The sequence below is a fragment of the Acidovorax sp. ST3 genome, assembly GCF_003231145.1.
Lineage (GTDB): Bacteria > Pseudomonadota > Gammaproteobacteria > Burkholderiales > Burkholderiaceae_C > Acidovorax.
Genome location: NZ_QKVP01000002.1, coordinates 210,723 through 226,507, shown reverse-complemented (window position 1 = coordinate 226,507; position 15,785 = coordinate 210,723). Strand labels below are relative to the sequence as shown.

Annotated in this window: 16 protein-coding genes; 9 read left to right on the top strand and 7 right to left on the bottom strand. The window is 63.3% G+C overall.

The window, feature by feature from the left end; all coding sequences use genetic code 11:
• Nucleotides 1-283 precede the first annotated feature (283 nt).
• Nucleotides 284-1,102 carry a lytic transglycosylase domain-containing protein gene (locus DNK89_RS05990; protein ID WP_238990709.1) on the top strand — a complete coding sequence of 273 codons (819 nt, stop codon included), beginning with the start codon at nucleotides 284-286 and terminating at the stop codon, nucleotides 1,100-1,102.
• A gap of 35 nt (nucleotides 1,103-1,137) precedes the next feature.
• Here DNK89_RS05990 and dnaJ read toward each other — a convergent pair whose 3' ends face one another.
• From dnaJ to grpE, 3 genes are all read right to left on the bottom strand, one after another.
• Entirely contained in the window at nucleotides 1,138-2,280 is a 1,143-nt protein-coding gene (gene dnaJ / locus DNK89_RS05985; protein ID WP_015013242.1) for a molecular chaperone DnaJ, read from the bottom strand.
• Nucleotides 2,281-2,363: 83 nt separating this feature from the next.
• Complete coding sequence (dnaK, locus tag DNK89_RS05980; RefSeq protein WP_110959345.1) at nucleotides 2,364-4,313, bottom strand: molecular chaperone DnaK; 1,950 nt, start codon at nucleotides 4,311-4,313, stop codon at nucleotides 2,364-2,366.
• Nucleotides 4,314-4,406: 93 nt separating this feature from the next.
• On the bottom strand, nucleotides 4,407-4,958 hold the full coding sequence (gene grpE / locus DNK89_RS05975) for a nucleotide exchange factor GrpE (protein ID WP_015013244.1): 552 nt from the start codon (nucleotides 4,956-4,958) through the stop codon (nucleotides 4,407-4,409).
• Nucleotides 4,959-5,266: 308 nt separating this feature from the next.
• Between grpE and rpsF the strand changes: the two genes are divergently transcribed.
• From rpsF to dnaB, 5 genes are all read left to right on the top strand, one after another.
• A complete protein-coding gene (gene rpsF, locus DNK89_RS05970) occupies nucleotides 5,267-5,644 on the top strand; it encodes a 30S ribosomal protein S6 (RefSeq protein ID WP_015013245.1) in 378 nt (125 codons plus the stop codon).
• An 18-nt stretch (nucleotides 5,645-5,662) separates the two neighbouring features.
• Nucleotides 5,663-5,953 (top strand): primosomal replication protein N, encoded by a 291-nt coding sequence (gene priB / locus DNK89_RS05965; RefSeq protein ID WP_110959344.1) that lies wholly within the window; start codon nucleotides 5,663-5,665, stop codon nucleotides 5,951-5,953.
• A 17-nt stretch (nucleotides 5,954-5,970) separates the two neighbouring features.
• Nucleotides 5,971-6,252 (top strand): 30S ribosomal protein S18, encoded by a 282-nt coding sequence (gene rpsR / locus DNK89_RS05960; RefSeq protein ID WP_005795932.1) that lies wholly within the window; start codon nucleotides 5,971-5,973, stop codon nucleotides 6,250-6,252.
• A gap of 12 nt (nucleotides 6,253-6,264) precedes the next feature.
• On the top strand, nucleotides 6,265-6,717 hold the full coding sequence (gene rplI / locus DNK89_RS05955; RefSeq protein WP_015013247.1) for a 50S ribosomal protein L9: 453 nt from the start codon (nucleotides 6,265-6,267) through the stop codon (nucleotides 6,715-6,717).
• A gap of 167 nt (nucleotides 6,718-6,884) precedes the next feature.
• The gene (gene dnaB / locus DNK89_RS05950; protein ID WP_043565250.1) at nucleotides 6,885-8,297 is read left to right on the top strand and encodes a replicative DNA helicase; all 1,413 of its coding nucleotides are present in this window, start codon (nucleotides 6,885-6,887) and stop codon (nucleotides 8,295-8,297) included.
• A 120-nt stretch (nucleotides 8,298-8,417) separates the two neighbouring features.
• Here dnaB and DNK89_RS05945 read toward each other — a convergent pair whose 3' ends face one another.
• The 4 genes from DNK89_RS05945 to DNK89_RS05930 all read right to left on the bottom strand — a co-directional run bounded on the left by DNK89_RS05945 (nucleotide 8,418) and on the right by DNK89_RS05930 (nucleotide 11,891).
• The gene (locus DNK89_RS05945) at nucleotides 8,418-8,807 is read right to left on the bottom strand and encodes a hypothetical protein (RefSeq protein WP_110959343.1); all 390 of its coding nucleotides are present in this window, start codon (nucleotides 8,805-8,807) and stop codon (nucleotides 8,418-8,420) included.
• Between the two features lies 1 nt (nucleotide 8,808).
• On the bottom strand, nucleotides 8,809-10,569 hold the full coding sequence (locus DNK89_RS05940) for a PhoH family protein (RefSeq protein WP_110959342.1): 1,761 nt from the start codon (nucleotides 10,567-10,569) through the stop codon (nucleotides 8,809-8,811).
• A 238-nt stretch (nucleotides 10,570-10,807) separates the two neighbouring features.
• Nucleotides 10,808-11,293 (bottom strand): peroxiredoxin, encoded by a 486-nt coding sequence (locus DNK89_RS05935; protein ID WP_015013251.1) that lies wholly within the window; start codon nucleotides 11,291-11,293, stop codon nucleotides 10,808-10,810.
• Nucleotides 11,294-11,519: 226 nt separating this feature from the next.
• Nucleotides 11,520-11,891, bottom strand: a complete 372-nt coding sequence (locus DNK89_RS05930; RefSeq protein WP_110959341.1) for an Mth938-like domain-containing protein — start codon at nucleotides 11,889-11,891, stop codon at nucleotides 11,520-11,522.
• Nucleotides 11,892-12,039: 148 nt separating this feature from the next.
• On the opposite strand from DNK89_RS05930, the gene DNK89_RS05925 reads away from it, so the two are divergent.
• The 3 genes from DNK89_RS05925 (at nucleotide 12,040) to DNK89_RS05915 (ending at nucleotide 15,760) form a co-directional block, all read left to right on the top strand.
• A complete protein-coding gene (locus DNK89_RS05925) occupies nucleotides 12,040-13,287 on the top strand; it encodes a pyridoxal phosphate-dependent aminotransferase (protein WP_110959340.1) in 1,248 nt (415 codons plus the stop codon).
• A 37-nt stretch (nucleotides 13,288-13,324) separates the two neighbouring features.
• Nucleotides 13,325-14,353: a DUF1176 domain-containing protein gene (locus DNK89_RS05920; protein WP_110959339.1), complete on the top strand. Its 1,029-nt coding sequence runs from the start codon at nucleotides 13,325-13,327 to the stop codon at nucleotides 14,351-14,353.
• Between the two features lie 72 nt (nucleotides 14,354-14,425).
• Nucleotides 14,426-15,760, top strand: a complete 1,335-nt coding sequence (locus tag DNK89_RS05915) for a homoserine dehydrogenase (RefSeq protein ID WP_060987058.1) — start codon at nucleotides 14,426-14,428, stop codon at nucleotides 15,758-15,760.
• Nucleotides 15,761-15,785: the final 25 nt, after the last annotated feature.

Genomic DNA, 15,785 nt, shown 5'->3' with positions numbered 1-15,785 from the left:
GTCCGGGGGGCGGCGGCTAGCGGGCGGATTCTTGCCTCAGATCAAGAAAATCCCGCTGGCAATGTTTTTCTGTTGCAGATCCTTTGGCGGTACTACAGTGGGGAGCCCAACTCCTGATGCCCCGTTTGGCGGGACCTTCATCCAAAAAGGTTGAGGTATGGAACCCAGATTTTCCTGTCACGCACATGGCGCCTTGTTGGCAGCGGTTTTGCTGTCCTGTGGAGCGGGCGCGCGAGCGCAGGCCCCGGATGAACCGCCAGAGTGGGCTGATGAGGCGCCCGTTTTGTCGCGCTGGCTGGAAGAGGGCTACGCGGCCGAAGCGCGTCGCCAGCCGCACCGCGCAGCGCAGCGGTACTGCGAAGCGGCGCGCTATGGCAGCGTGGAGGCGCAATACCGATTGGGCCGCCTGCTGATGCAGGGGCGCGATGTAGTGCCTGATCCGGTGGCCGCCGCCACTTTGCTGGCTTTGGCCGCGCAGCGTGGGCACGAAAAGGCGCGCAGCTTGGCCGAAGGCCTTGTGCCAGGCGACCGTCTGCCGGACTGCTTGACCACGGGCGAGGCGCCTCGGCTGGGGGTGCGCGATTCTGCCCAGGAGGTCGTACCCCACGATGTGGTGGACCGCTACGTCAGCAACCTGCCCGACGACAAGCGCCGCCATGCTGAGCTGGTGCAGCGGCTAGCCCCCCGCTTCGAAGTGGACCCGCGACTGGCGCTGGCCATCGTGCGGTCGGAGTCCAACTTCCAGGCCCGGGCGCTGTCGTCCAAGAATGCGCAGGGGCTGATGCAACTGATCCCCGAGACCGCAGAGCGCTTTGGCGTGCGCGACGTGTGGAACCCTGAGCAGAACGTGCGTGGCGGGCTGACCTACCTGCGGTGGCTGCTGGACCGTTTTGGGGGGGATGTGGCGCTGGCCTCGGCCGCCTACAACGCGGGCGAAAAAGCAGTGGAGCGCCATGGCGGCGTGCCGCCCTACGGCGAGACGCGCGAGTACGTGCGCCGCATTCTGGGCTTCTACCGCGCGCCTCTGCACGAGCGGCCTGGCAAGGCCACAGGGTTGGCTCTGCCGCCTGCAACACGCATGAAAAAACCGCCCGGGCCGTGAGGCCGAGGGCGGTTTGAAAGGGGCGCAGCGCGGGATCAGCTGAAGAAGTTCTTCAAGCGATCCGTCCAGCTCTCGCCACTGGGCGAATGGCGTGCGCCGCCCTTCTTGAGGGAGTCTTCCAGCTCGCGCAGCAGCTTGCGCTGGTGCTCGGTAAGCTTCACCGGCGTCTCGACCGCGATGTGGCAGTACAGGTCGCCGGGGTAGCTGGCGCGCACACCCTTGATGCCCTTGCCGCGCAGGCGGAACTGCTTGCCGGCCTGGGTGCCTTCGGGGATGTCGATCGCGGCCTTGCCGGCGAGCGTGGGCACCTCGATCTCGCCGCCGAGCGCCGCCGTAATGAAGCTCACGGGCACCTGGCAGTGCAGGTCGTCACCGTCCCGCTCGAAGATGTCGTGCTTTTTCAGGCGGATCTCGATGTAAAGGTCACCTGGCGGGCCGCCGTTGGTGCCCGGTTCGCCGTTGCCCGTGCTGCGGATGCGCATGCCATCGTCGATACCGGCCGGGATCTTCACTTCCAGCGTTTTTTGCTTCTTGAGCTTGCCCTGGCCGTGGCAGGTCGTGCAGGGCTCAGGAATGATCTTGCCCGTGCCGCGGCAGTGGGGGCAGGTCTGCTGCACGCTGAAGAAGCCCTGGCGCATCTGCACCGTGCCTGCGCCCTGGCAGGTGCCGCAGGTCTTCGCGCTGGTGCCAGGCTTGGCGCCGCTGCCATGGCAGGTGTCGCAGGTGTCCCAGGAGGGGATGCGGATCTGTGCATCCTTGCCGCGCGCGGCTTCTTCCAGTGTGATCTCCATGGCGTAGCTGAGGTCGGAGCCTCGGTACACCTGGCGTCCGCCGGCGCCCCGGCCACGGCCTTGCTGGCCGAACATGTCGCCGAAGATGTCGCCAAACGCCTCGGCAAAACCGCCGAACCCTTCGGCCCCTGCACCGCCGGGGCCGCGCATGTTGGGGTCCACACCGGCGTGGCCGTACTGGTCGTAGGCGGCCCGCTTTTGCGGGTCGGAGAGCATCTCGTAGGCCTCTTTGGCTTCCTTGAATTTCTCTTCGGCAGGCTTGGCGGCATCACCCTGGTTGCGGTCAGGGTGATGCTTCATCGCCAGCTTGCGATAGGCCTTCTTGATTTCTTCGTCCGAGGCGTTTTTCGGAACGCCCAGGATTTCGTAAAAGTCTCGTTTGGACATAGTGATTCAGAACCCAGTTGGAACAGGAACGCCGCGCAGCCCCTCAGAGCAATGCGCGGCGGCTCGGGTCAACGGGGGCTCGTTCAGCCCTTCTTGACTTCCTTCACCTCGGCATCGACGACGTTGTCGTCATCGGCGGGCTTGTTGGCTGCACCAGCCGATGCACCTGCGGCGTCTGCACCACCAGCCGCCTGGGCGGCTTGCGCTGCCTGCGATTCGGCGTACATCTTCTCGCCCAGCTTCTGGCTGGCGGCCATCAGCGCGGTCGTCTTTTCGTCGATAGCAGCCTTGTCTTCACCCTTCAGGGCTTCTTCCAGGGCCTTCACGGCGGCGGTGATGGCGTCCTTTTCGCCGGCTTCGAGCTTGTCGCCATGCTCGGCGAGGCTCTTGTTCACGCTGTGTACGGCAGCTTCACCCTGGTTGCGGGCCTGCACCAGCTCCAGCTTCTTCTTGTCGTCCGCGGCGTTCAGCTCGGCGTCCTTCACCATCTTCTGAATTTCTTCTTCCGACAGGCCCGAGTTGGCCTTGATGGTGATCTTGTTTTCCTTGCCGGTGCCCTTGTCCTTGGCGCCCACGTGCAAGATGCCGTTGGCGTCGATGTCGAACGACACTTCGATCTGTGGAACACCACGGGCTGCCGGTGGAATACCTTCCAGATTGAATTCGCCCAGCAGCTTGTTGCCCGAAGCCATTTCGCGCTCACCCTGGTAGACCTTGATGGTCACGGCAGGCTGGTTGTCGTCGGCCGTCGAGAAGGTCTGTGCGAACTTCGTCGGGATGGTCGTGTTCTTGGTGATCATCTTGGTCATCACACCGCCCAGGGTTTCGATACCCAGCGACAGGGGGGTCACGTCCAGCAGCAGCACGTCCTTGCGGTCGCCCGACAGCACCTGGCCTTGAATGGCGGCGCCCACGGCCACGGCTTCGTCAGGGTTCACGTCCTTGCGGGGGTCCTTGCCGAAGAACTCCTTGACCTTCTCTTGCACCTTGGGCATACGGGTCATGCCGCCGACCAGGATCACGTCATGGATGTCGGACACGGACACGCCAGCGTCCTTGATGGCCATGCGGCAAGGAGCGATGGTGCGCTCGATCAACTCTTCCACCAGGGCTTCCAGCTTGGCGCGGGTCAGCTTGATGTTCAGGTGCTTGGGGCCCGAAGCGTCTGCCGTGATGTAGGGCAGGTTGATGTCGGTGGAGGCTGAGTTGGACAGCTCGATCTTGGCCTTTTCAGCAGCTTCCTTCAGGCGTTGCAGGGCCAGGACGTCCTTGGAGAGGTCCACGCCTTGCTCTTTCTTGAACTCGCTGATGATGTAGTCAATGATGCGTTGGTCGAAGTCTTCGCCGCCCAGGAAGGTGTCGCCGTTGGTCGACAGCACTTCGAACTGCTTTTCGCCGTCCACGTCGGCGATTTCGATGATGGACACGTCGAACGTACCGCCACCCAGGTCATACACAGCAATCTTGCGGTCGCCCTTTTCCTGCTTGTCCAGGCCGAAGGCCAGGGCCGCAGCGGTGGGTTCGTTGATGATGCGCTTGACGTCCAGGCCTGCAATGCGGCCGGCGTCCTTGGTGGCCTGACGCTGAGCGTCGTTGAAGTACGCGGGCACAGTGATCACGGCCTCGGTCACGGGCTCGCCCAGATAGTCCTCGGCGGTCTTCTTCATCTTGCGCAGGATGTCGGCCGACACTTGCTGGGCCGACAGCTTCTTGCCGCGCACTTCCACCCAGGCGTCACCGTTGTCGGCGGCCACGATGGAGTAGGGCATCAGGTCGATGTCCTTTTGCACTTCCTTTTCGGTGAACTTGCGGCCGATCAGGCGCTTGATCGCGAACAGCGTGTTCTTGGGGTTGGTCACGGCCTGGCGCTTGGCGGATGCGCCGACGAGGATCTCGCCGTCTTCCTGGTAAGCCACGATGGACGGCGTGGTGCGCGCACCTTCGCTGTTTTCGATCACGCGGGTGGTGTTGCCCTCCATGATGGAGACGCAGCTGTTGGTGGTGCCCAGGTCAATGCCGATGATTTTTCCCATGATTTTTCTCCGAATGCTTGAATGTGTGGATGGCTAGTAACTTGTGGATAACTTGGTGGGGTTCAAGTCTTCCGGGGCGATTTTTTGCGGCTTTTATTTGGGGGCCGCCACGGTGACCAGGGCGGGGCGCAGCACGCGCTCTGCGATCACATAGCCCTTTTGCAGCACGGCGACCACCGTGTTGGCTTCTTGTTCTGCGGGCACCACGCTGATGGCCTGGTGCTGGTGGGGGTCGAACTTGGCGCCTGCAGCGGGGTTGATGGCCACCACCTTGTTGCGCTCGAGGGCCGAAGTCAGCTGGCGCAGCGTGGCGTCGGCGCCTTCACGCAGCTGCTGGGGGGTGGCTTCCTTGATGGCCAGTGCGGCATCCAGGCTGTCGGCCACGGGCAGCAGGCTCTCGGCAAAACTCTCGATGCCGAATTTGCGGGCCTTGGACACTTCCTCTTCAGCGCGACGGCGGGCGTTCTCCGCCTCGGCCTTGGCACGCAGGAACTGGTCGGCCAGATCGGCGCTCTTGGCCTTCAGCTCGGCCAGCTCGCCCTGCAGGCGAGCCAGCTCATCGGAGGCGTGGGCAGCCATGGCGGCTTCGACTTCTTCGGGGGCGGGGGCGCTCTGGGCGGGGTTGGTTTGGCTGTGGTCTGACATGTCAGTAGGTGAAGAGGTAAAAAAACGGTACGCGCGGCATCTGGGGGCTCGCCGGGCAATATCAAGGTCTGCGCCAGGGATTTGTCGTTGTGACGACCCGGACTGGTGCAAGTGAGTTATGGGGCATGTCGGCCCAACCGCCGTTTTTGCAAGGGCCGGATCTCCCAGGGCTGAACAAATGGGATGTGGGCGATGCGGTGGTGGAGGTGCTGAGTGTACAAGCGCGAGCGGTCGGGTTATAATCGCAGGCTTTCCCTTGCCACACCACTTCTAGACGCGGTGGGTGGTCTCACCCAAAAGGAGTCTGCATGCGTCATTACGAAATCATTTTGTTGATCCATCCGGATCAAAGCGAACAAGTGCCAGCCATGCTGGAGCGCTACAAGGGCATGATCACCGCTGGCGGTGGCAAGGTGCACCGCGTGGAAGACTGGGGCCGCCGTCAACTGGCGTACCTGATCAACAAGCTGGCCAAGGCCCACTACCTGTGCGTAAACATCGAAGCCGACCAGGCTGTGATGGCTGAACTGGAGCACGCCTTCAAGTTCAACGACGCCGTGCTGCGCCACCTGACCGTGCAAAAGAAGAAGGCCGAAACTGGTCCTTCCTCCATGATGAAGACCGTGGAGCGCGAAGAAGCCCGCAAGGCCAGCCAAGCTGAATACGCAGCGGCCGGCGAGCGCTGATCCTCTTCTCTCTTTGGAGTGGAGAACCGCGTCGTCTTGACCGCCTGTATCGCAGAGGCTGAACCCCTGCGATACACGCCTGCCGGATTGCCTGCCATCTCGCTGCGCCTCGAACACGAGTCCCAGCAAACCGAGGCAGGCCACCCCCGCGAAGTCAAGGCTGCCATGAAGGCCACCGCGTTTGGAGCGATGGCCGAGCGACTGGCAAGGCAGAACATCGGAAGTCTCTGGACTTTCTCTGGATTTCTGGCCACGCCGCGCAACGGCAAGAACGCAGTGCTGCACATCCAGGATATTCAACAAAATTAATTTTCAAGGGGTCCGCAATGGCCACGTTCAAGAAGTTCAACAAAGACAAGCGCCCAAAGCGCAACACACAGTCCCTGCTGTTCAAGCGCAAGCGCTTCTGCCGCTTCACGGTGACCGGTGTTGAAGAAATCGACTACAAGGATGTCGACACGCTGCGTGATTTCATCGCCGAAAACGGCAAGATCATCCCCGCACGCCTGACCGGCACGCGCGCCATCTTCCAGCGTCAGCTGAACACTGCCATCAAGCGCGCCCGCTTCCTGGCCCTGGTGCCTTACAGCGACCAGCACAAGATCTAAGGAGCACAACCCATGCAAATCATTCTGCTCGACAAGGTTGTGAACCTCGGCAACCTCGGTGAAATCGTCAAGGTCAAAGACGGCTACGCCCGCAACTTTCTGATCCCCGCTGGCCGCGCCCGCCGCGCCACCGAAGCCGCCAAGGCAGAGTTCGAAGCCAAGCGCGCTGAACTCGAAAAGGCTGCTGCCGCCAAGCTGGCAGAAGCCCAAGCCCAAGGCGAAAAACTGGCCGGTACCACCGTCAAGCTGACCCAAAAGGCTGGCGTGGATGGCCGTCTGTTTGGTTCCGTGACCAACCATGACATCGCCGAAGAGCTGAACAAGCAAGGCTACAAGGTTGCCAAGTCGCAAATCCGCCTGCCCAACGGCCCGATCAAGGTCGTGAGCGACAGCGCTGTGAGCGTGGCTCTGCACACCGACGTGGTGGTGGAAGTCAACGTGTCGGTCTACGGCGAAACCGCCTGATCGTCCGTTCGGACTTTTCGACAAAGCCGCCTTCGGGCGGCTTTTGTTTTTGTGTGACCGTGGTTTGTACACGGTTGCCCACGGGTTACCCCCGTCTTATCCACAGACTTGTGCCATGACGACACGCCGCGTGGGCGATAGCATGCCGGGTTAGCTCCGAGGATTCCATGTCTGCCGTTTTCCCACCCCTTGATGATGGATTCACGCCCGTGCCGGACCGTGAGATTGCCCAGTTGCGTGTGCCGCCGCACTCCATCGAGGCGGAGTCCAGCGTGCTGGGGGGGCTGCTGCTGGACAACAACGCCTGGGACCGTGTGGGCGACTTGCTGGTGGAGAGCCATTTCTATCGCCATGAACACCAGATGATCTACACCGCCATCGGCGCGCTGATCAATGCCAGCAAGCCAGCCGATGTGATCACGGTGTTCGAGCACCTGCAGAACCAGGGCAAGGCACAGGAGATGGGGGGGCTCGCCTACCTCAACAACCTAGCGCAGTACGTGCCCAGCGCCAGCAACATCCGGCGCTATGCAGAGATCGTTCGCGAGCGTGCCATCCTGCGCAAACTGGTCACGGCCAGCGATGAAATCTCCACCAATGCCTTCAACCCGCAAGGCAAGACCGTGGAGCGCATTCTGGACGAGGCCGAGGCCAAGATCTTTGCCATTGGCGAAGAGGGATCGCGGACCAAACAGGGCTTCCAGTCGCTCGACACGCTGGTGATCGACCTGCTCGACAAGGTTCAGGAGATGGCCGACAACCCGGTGGACGTGACCGGCATTCCCACCGGCTTTGCTGACCTGGACCGCATGACCTCGGGGCTACAGGCGGGTGACATGATCGTGCTGGCGGCGCGCCCCTCCATGGGCAAGACCTCGTTTGCGGTGAACATTGCCGAGCATGTGGCGCTGAACGAAGGCCTGCCCGTCGCCATCTTCTCCATGGAAATGGGGGCCGCACAGCTCGCGGTGCGTATCGTGGGCTCCATCGGCCGCGTGAACCAGGGGCATTTGCGTACCGGCCAGCTCACCGACGACGAGTGGCCGCGCCTGACTGAGGCCATCGAGAAGCTGCGTACGGTGTCGCTGCACATCGATGAAACCCCCGGGCTCACGCCCAGCGAGCTGCGCGCCAATGCGCGGCGCCTGGCGCGCCAGTGCGGCAAGCTGGGCTTGATCGTCGTGGACTATTTGCAGCTCATGAGCGGCTCGGGCGCAGGCAGTGCCGACAACCGGGCGACCGAGCTGGGCGAAATCTCCCGGGGCCTCAAGATGCTGGCCAAGGAGCTGCAGTGCCCGGTGATTGCACTGTCGCAGCTCAACCGTTCGGTGGAGCAGCGCACCGACAAGCGCCCCATGATGTCCGACCTGCGCGAATCCGGCGCCATCGAGCAGGACGCGGACATCATCATGTTCATCTACCGCGACGACTACTACAACAAGGACTCCAAGGAGCCCAACGTGGCCGAGGTCATCATCGGCAAACAGCGTAATGGCCCTACGGGTACGGTAAAGCTGTTCTTCCAGAAGAACCAGACGCGCTTTGAGAACCTGGCGATGGGTTCGGGCGACGATTTCTAGCAAAATAGCTGCTAGCGCATGATTCATGTGCGCTAGCAGCTATAGAATTTATAGCAACTGAGGGCGGACGCTATGTAGTCCAGCGTCTGTGGCTCCAGTCGCGCAGTATGCACATTGGCACTACTGCCGCAGCACCCACACCAGCAACCCCGTGCATGCCGCGGCCAGGATGCCTGTGGCTACTGTGAGCCGTTGCTGGCGCTGCCGTAGCACCTCCACCGCTCGCACTACCTGGGCATTCTGTTCGGCCAGCGACTGGATCAGCACGGCCGACTCTTGCTGCTCCAACTCCAACTGCGCCACCCGGTCGCGCAGATGCTGGAGCTGCAAGGCGACCGGCATGGCGGGTTCGCCACCTGCCCCGGCTTCCAGTGCGCCCGCTGCAGCGTCGGCATTCCCTTTCTGTATGGTGCCCAGCAGCTTTTTGGCAGCCTGCAGGATCTGGGGCGTTGCCTCGATGACGTCGCCCCAGGGCACCAGCTTCAGTGCGGCAACCCAGCCTGCAGCCAACTCAGAGCACCTCGCTGGCGAAGTCCGCCAGTCGTGAGCGTTCGCCCCGCGCCAGCGTGATGTGGCCGCTGTGTGGCCAGCCCTTGAAGCGGTCTACCGCGTACGTCAGGCCGGACGAGCCTTCGGTCAGGTACGGCGTGTCGATCTGCGCCAGGTTACCCATGCAGATGATCTTGGTGCCGGGGCCAGCGCGGGTGATGAGCGTCTTCATCTGCTTGGGCGTCAGGTTCTGCGCCTCATCGATGATCACGTACTTGTTCAGGAAGGTGCGTCCGCGCATGAAGTTCATGCTCTTGATCTTGATGCGGCTGCGGATCAGCTCGTTGGTGGCCGCACGGCCCCACTCGCCGGCGTTGCCTCCGTCGCCCTTGGCCAGAAACTCCAGGTTGTCGTCCAGCGCGCCCATCCAGGGGCCCATCTTTTCTTCCTCGGTGCCGGGCAAAAAGCCGATGTCCTCGCCCACGCTCACCGTGGCACGGGTCATGATGATCTCGGTGTAGCGGCGGTCGTCCAGCACCTGTGTCAGCCCGGCGGCCAGGGCCAGCAGGGTCTTGCCGGTGCCAGCGGTACCGGTCAGCGTCACGAAGTCGATCTCGGGGTCCATGAGCAGGTTCATGGCGTAGTTCTGCTCGCGGTTGCGGGTGGTTACGCCCCACACCGCGTTTTTGGCAGAGCCATAGTCCTTGAGCGTTTGTAGCACCGCCGTCTTTTCGCGGATTTCGCTCACACGCGCGAACAGGCTGGGCTCGCCGGGCGCCTCGAAGTACACGAACTGATTGATCATCAGCTGCGGCACGATGGGTCCGCCAATGCGGTAGTAGGTGTGGGCGCCGCTCTGCCAGCTTTCCACGTTCTTGCCGCTCTTGGTCCAGAAGTCCGGTGGCAGGGCCAGCACGCCGGCGTACAGCAGGTCGCCGTCTTCCAGTGTCTTGTCGTTCTGGTAGTCCTCGGCGTTCAGGCCCAGGGCGCGCGCCTTGACGCGCATGTTGATGTCCTTGGACACCAGCACGACCTCGCGCGGGGCATGCAGCTTGCGCAGCGCTTCCACCACGCCCAGGATCTGGTTGTCGGCCTTGCCCGGCGGCAGGCTGGTGGGCAGGCTGTAGTCCAGCGGCACGGTCTGGAAGAACAGGTGGCCGCCTGCGGCACGCTGGCCGGTGGAGTCGAGCTTGAGGCCCTTGGCCATGTCGGCGCCCTGTGCGGCAGCCAGCGCGTCCAGGGTGCGGCTGGCCTGGCGGCCATTACGGGCGACTTCGGTCATGCCCTTCTTGTGGCCGTCCAGTTCTTCCAGCACGATCATCGGCAGGAAGATGTCGTGCTCTTCAAAGCGGAACAGGCTGGTCGGGTCGTGCAGCAGCACATTCGTGTCCAACACGAAGAGCTTGGTCGGCCCTTGTGGCGCAGATTTGCGGGCGCGGGTGGTGGTTGCGGGGGCTGGTGCGGCGCTGGGGGTAGCGGCCGCTGCGGCGCTGGTGCCCCGTGCCTTGCGAGCCCCTGTGCTGCGAGCCACGGGAGCGGTGACGGGTTCGGTTGTGCGGGCGCGGGTCTCGACCTGGACCAGAGGTGCGGTATCGGGCACTGCCAGCGCAGAGGCCACGCTGTCTGCCTTGCGCCCGGTGCGGGCCGGGGTTGCTGCAGTGCGCAGGGGCGCGGCCACCGGTTCGTTGGCGGAGGTGGTCGCTACGCGAGGGCGGGCCGTGACTTCAAAGGCTTCTGGCGCGAGGAGTGCAGCGCGCCGGCTGGGGGCGGGGGGCAGGGGCATGGTGGCAGGGCCTCGGTCGGTAAAGGGGTAACGGATGGGTCAGAAAGCAAAAAGCCGCCTGGAGGCCAAGGCGGCTTTTTGGGTGAGGGCTAGCGGTGCAGTAACCAGGGGCATTGATCCATTATGCCCACTCCATGTGTCTTGCCGAGGCAAATCGGGCGGTGTGTCGCGTGGATGCTCCAATGACCCCCGATGGAATGCAATAGCGCAATCGAACCCTGTGCAATCCGTGCTGGGCTCAGGCGGCCTTCTTCAGGGCCTTGAGGGATTTGACGGTCTTGAGGACTTCGTCCACATGGCCAGGCACCTTGAGGCCGCGCCATTCCTGCACCAGCAGGCCGTCAGGGCCAATCAGGAAGGTGCTGCGCTCAATGCCCTTGACCTTCTTGCCGTACATGATCTTGTTCTTGACCACGCCGAACATGTGGCACATCTTCTCTTCGGTGTCGGCGATCAGCTCGAAGGGCAGTTCCAGCTTTTCCTTGAAGTCGTCGTGCGACTTCATGTTGTCACGCGAGACACCAAACACAGCGGCACCTGCCTTCACGAAATCCTTGTACTTGTCGCGAAACTGCATGGCCTCCGTGGTGCAGCCCGGCGTGTTGTCCTTGGGATAGAAGTAGAGAACCAGAATTTGGCCAAGGTGGGAGGTGTTGGAGACCTTGATACCACCGGTTGCGTTGGCTTCAAATTCGGGGAGGGGTTTGTTGACAACGATCGCCATATCACTTCAATCTCTCAGGATGTAGTCGTTGGTAAGCCGGGGGAGTGGGTGTGTTATTGCTCTTAGTGGTGCCCCCGACCGCAACCCGTAATTTTACCCTGAAATCGGTTCCCGGCCAAATGTAAGACAGTGTGTCCGGCGCGGGTCGGCGGGTACTTCGGTACGCCTGTGCATAGGTTGTCAGCTCGCCCGCTGCAGGCCCTGGGGCCGGCAATCCGCCCTGCGCTCAGACTTCAAGGATCAGCGCGGCGACCACATTGCGTCCTTCGCTCGCCAGGATGTTGTAGGTGCGGCAGGCTGCTTGGGTGTCCATGGTTTCCAGCCCGAGCCGCTGTGCGATCAGGGGGGCGAGCCAGGCGGGCGGTGGAAAGCGGTTGCGCAGGCCGCTGCCAAAAATCACAAGCTCCGTCTCCAGTCCGGCCAGCTGGGCGAAATGCTCCGGGGTCAGGTCCTCAAAGCGGGCGCAGGGCCAGGGCTGGCGCAGGCCCCCAGAGCCGATGATGACGCTGTGGGTGATCTTGTCGGCGTCGATGCCGATCCAGCCGGGGCCGTAGCCGCTGATGGTCTGTGCGTTGGAGCGGTCGGGCTGGAATTTCATGTCGGGAATGGGTGAGCCCGGGGGGCTGCGGGGCTGACAGCGGCGCCTGCCGCCGGGGGATGGCAACGGTTCTGTGGTCAAATTATAGGTTTCGCCTGAGGGCACCGGCCCCGGCGGCCTCCTGACCCCACCGCACTACTGTCAGCGCATGAAAACCGTCCAAAAATCCGCCAAGCTTGCCAATGTTTGCTACGACATCCGGGGCCCGATCATGGACGCGGCCAAGCAGATGGAGGAGGACGGACACAAGATCATCAAGCTCAACATCGGCAATCTGGCCGTGTTTGGCTTTGATGCCCCCGAAGAAATCCAGCAGGACATGATCCGCAACCTGCCCAACTCGGCGGGCTATTCGGACAGCAAGGGCATCTTCGCAGCCCGCAAGGCCGTGATGCATGAGACCCAGAAGCAGGGCATCAAGGGCGTGGCGCTGGACGACATCTACCTGGGCAATGGCGCCAGCGAACTGATCGTGATGGCCACCAATGCGTTGCTGGACACGGGCGACGAATTGCTGCTGCCGTCGCCGGATTACCCGTTGTGGACCGCTGCGGCGAGCCTGTCGGGCGGCACCCCGGTGCACTACCTGTGTGACGAAGCCAATGGATGGATGCCCGACTTGGACGACATCTGCTCCAAGATCACGCCGCGCACCAAAGGCATCGTGGTCATTAACCCCAACAACCCCACGGGGGCCCTGTACTCGGTCGAGCTGCTCAAGGGCATCGTGGGCATCGCCCGCGAACATGGCCTGGTGATCTTTGCGGACGAGGTGTATGACAAGGTGCTGTACGACGGCGCCAAGCACACGGCCATTGGCTCGCTGAGCGAGGATGTGCTCACACTCACCTTCAACTCGCTGTCCAAGAGCTACCGGTCCTGCGGTTACCGCGCTGGCTGGCTGGTGGTGTCGGGCGACAAGAAGCCTGCCAAGGACTACATCGAGGGTCTGAACATGCTCTCCAACATGCGCCTGTGCGCCAACGTGCCCGGCCAGTGGGCCGTGCAGACGGCGCTGGGGGGTTACCAGAGCATCAACGAACTGGTGTGCGAAGGCGGCCGCCTGCGCAAGCAGCGTGACCTGGCGTATGAGCTGATCACGGCCATTCCCGGTGTGACCTGTGTGAAGCCGCAGGCCGCGCTCTACATGTTCCCGCGCCTCGACCCGGCGGTGTATCCCATCGAGGACGACCAGCAGTTCTTCCTGGAGCTGCTGCAGGAAACCAAGGTCATGCTGGTGCAGGGCACGGGGTTCAACTGGCCCGCGCCCGACCATTTCCGCATCGTGTTCCTGCCGCATGAAGACGACTTGCGCGATGCCATTGGCCGCGTGGCGCGCTTCCTGGAGCAATACCGAAAGCGCAAGCAGACCACTGCGGCAGCGGTCGCGGCCTGATCTGTCGCGTTGCACAGACAACTAGGCGATACGCTCCATGCGCAGCCCCTCCGCTCTAGACCTGGCCCGGCATGTTGCCGCGTGCGTGCTGGTGGCGGCGGGCTTGCTCGGTGCCGTGCACGCTGCCGACAAGGGCAAGGAGCCCGTGAGCTTCCAGCACAAGGACTGGGCCTTGCAGTGCGACAACACCCGCACTTGCAGGGCCGTGGGGTACCAGTCGGAGGGTGGAGAGTCAGAGCCGGTCTCCATGCGCCTGACCCGCGTGGCAGGGCCTGACGCACCGGTGCTGGTGGACCTGCAGGTGTCCACCGAGAAGGCCTCTCCAGCGTCGCTGCACCTCAAGGTGGGCGCACTCTCGTTGCCGGGGCTCAAGGGCGACACCCCCAGCGTGCCTGCGGCCCAGGTGCCTCGCCTGCTGCAGGAGCTGCTCAAGAATGAAGAGGCTACGGTGGCCGCTGGCAAGGACCGTTGGGTGCTGTCGCTGGCGGGTGTCACCGCGGTTCTGCTCAAGATGGACGAGGCCCAGGGCCGGGTGGGCACACCGGGCGCCCTGGTACGCAAGGGCACGAAGCCAGAGGCTTCCGTGCTGCCCCCTTTGCCAGCTCCCGTGATCAAGGCGGTGACCCCGCTGCCTGCGCGCAAGGGCGATGCCGCGCTGGCTAAGCCGCTGGTGGCTGCGCTGGACCGCGCAAGTACTGAGGGCCAGTGCAATGGCGACGATGCGTTCAACCCCGCCAACGTGCAGGTCTACCGGCTCACGGATCGCAAGGTGCTGCTGTCCGTGCCCTGCGGCATGGGGGCCTACAACTTCAGCAGCCTGCTATGGGTCGCCAACGACCGCCCGCCCTACAAGCCAGAGCCCTTGCAGGACGTGGACGGCGATTTCGATCCCGCCTCGGGCATGGTGCATTCGGCGATGAAGGGCCGTGGCATTGGCGACTGCTGGTGGGTGCGTGAGTGGCAGTTCGACGGCCAGGGTTTTGTGCTGCGCAGCGAGTCTGGCGATGGCATGTGCCGTGGTTTTGCGGGCGGCGCCTGGCAGCTGCCGACCTATGTCACCCGTTGACGGATCTGCTGCTCGACACCTCGCCCCATACATCCTTCCCGAATCATTGTTTTTCTTTCTCTTCCCATTGCTATGAAACCCATCCAAGTAGGCCTTCTGGGCATCGGTACCGTCGGCAGCGGCGTGTTCAACGTGCTCGCACGCAACCAGGACGAAATCAGCCGCCGTGCTGGCCGTGGCATCGAGATCACCATGGTGGCCGATCTGGACGTGGCGCGCGCCAAGGCCGTGGTGGGTGACGGCATCCAGGTCGTCAACGACGCCCGCGCCATCATCGCCAACCCCGACATCGACATCGTGATCGAACTGATCGGCGGCTACGGCATCGCCCGCGCCCTGGTGCTCGAAGCCATCGCGGCGGGCAAGCATGTGGTCACTGCCAACAAGGCGCTGCTGGCCGTGCACGGCACCGAGATTTTTGCGGCCGCATCGGCCAAGGGCGTGATGGTCGCCTTCGAGGCCGCTGTGGCCGGTGGCATCCCTATCATCAAGGCGCTGCGGGAAGGCCTCACGGCCAACCGCATCCAGTGGATCGCCGGCATCATCAACGGCACCACCAACTTCATCCTGTCCGAGATGCGCAGCAAGGGCCTGGACTTTGATGTGGTGCTCAAGGAAGCCCAACGCCTGGGCTACGCCGAGGCCGACCCGACCTTTGACATCGAAGGCGTGGACGCCGCGCACAAGGCCACTATCATGTCGGCCATCGCCTTCGGCATCCCCGTGCAGTTTGACAAGGCCTACGTGGAAGGTATCACCAAGCTCTCCGCTGCCGACATCAAGTACGCCGAGCAGCTGGGTTATCGCATCAAGCTGCTGGGCATCACCAAGCGGGCCGAAAAGGGCATCGAGCTGCGCGTGCACCCGAGCCTCGTGCCCTCCAAGCGCCTGATCGCCAACGTCGAAGGCGCGATGAACGCCGTGGTGGTGCAAGGCGATGCTGTGGGCACCACCCTGTACTACGGCAAGGGCGCGGGCTCCGAGCCCACCGCCAGCGCCGTGATTGCCGACCTGGTGGACATTGCCCGTCTGCACACGGCCGACCCCGAACACCGCGTGCCCCACCTGGCCTTCCAGGCCAACACGCTACAAGGTGCCATGGACCAACTGCCCGTGCTGCCGATGAGCGAAGTGGTCACCAGCTACTACCTGCGCCTGCGCGTGGCCGATCAGGCCGGTGTACTCGCCAAGGTCACGGGTCTGCTGGCCGAAGCGGGTGTGAGCATCGATGCCGTGCTGCAGCGCGAGGCGGACGAAGTGGGAGGCGAGGGCTCGACCCAGACCGACCTGATCATCCTGACCCACGACACCCGCGAAGGCACGATGGATGCCGTCATTGCACAAATGCAGGCACTGCCTACCGTGCTGGCGCCCATCACGCGCATCCGCAAGGAAGAGCTCAACTGATGATGGACCACGCCGCGCCATGATG

Bases quoted from the DNA above. Each gene is read 5' to 3' on its own strand.
- dnaJ (WP_015013242.1), bottom strand. From the start codon at position 2,280: ATGTCCAAACGAGACTTTTACGAAATCCTGGGCGTTCCGAAAAACGCC.
- dnaK (WP_110959345.1), bottom strand. From the start codon at position 4,313: ATGGGAAAAATCATCGGCATTGACCTGGGCACCACCAACAGCTGCGTC.
- grpE (WP_015013244.1), bottom strand. From the start codon at position 4,958: ATGTCAGACCACAGCCAAACCAACCCCGCCCAGAGCGCCCCCGCCCCC.
- rpsF (WP_015013245.1), top strand. From the start codon at position 5,267: ATGCGTCATTACGAAATCATTTTGTTGATCCATCCGGATCAAAGCGAA.
- rpsR (WP_005795932.1), top strand. From the start codon at position 5,971: ATGGCCACGTTCAAGAAGTTCAACAAAGACAAGCGCCCAAAGCGCAAC.
- rplI (WP_015013247.1), top strand. From the start codon at position 6,265: ATGCAAATCATTCTGCTCGACAAGGTTGTGAACCTCGGCAACCTCGGT.
- dnaB (WP_043565250.1), top strand. From the start codon at position 6,885: ATGTCTGCCGTTTTCCCACCCCTTGATGATGGATTCACGCCCGTGCCG.
- DNK89_RS05940 (WP_110959342.1), bottom strand. From the start codon at position 10,569: ATGCCCCTGCCCCCCGCCCCCAGCCGGCGCGCTGCACTCCTCGCGCCA.
- DNK89_RS05935 (WP_015013251.1), bottom strand. From the start codon at position 11,293: ATGGCGATCGTTGTCAACAAACCCCTCCCCGAATTTGAAGCCAACGCA.
- DNK89_RS05930 (WP_110959341.1), bottom strand. From the start codon at position 11,891: ATGAAATTCCAGCCCGACCGCTCCAACGCACAGACCATCAGCGGCTAC.
- DNK89_RS05925 (WP_110959340.1), top strand. From the start codon at position 12,040: ATGAAAACCGTCCAAAAATCCGCCAAGCTTGCCAATGTTTGCTACGAC.
- DNK89_RS05920 (WP_110959339.1), top strand. From the start codon at position 13,325: ATGCGCAGCCCCTCCGCTCTAGACCTGGCCCGGCATGTTGCCGCGTGC.
- DNK89_RS05915 (WP_060987058.1), top strand. From the start codon at position 14,426: ATGAAACCCATCCAAGTAGGCCTTCTGGGCATCGGTACCGTCGGCAGC.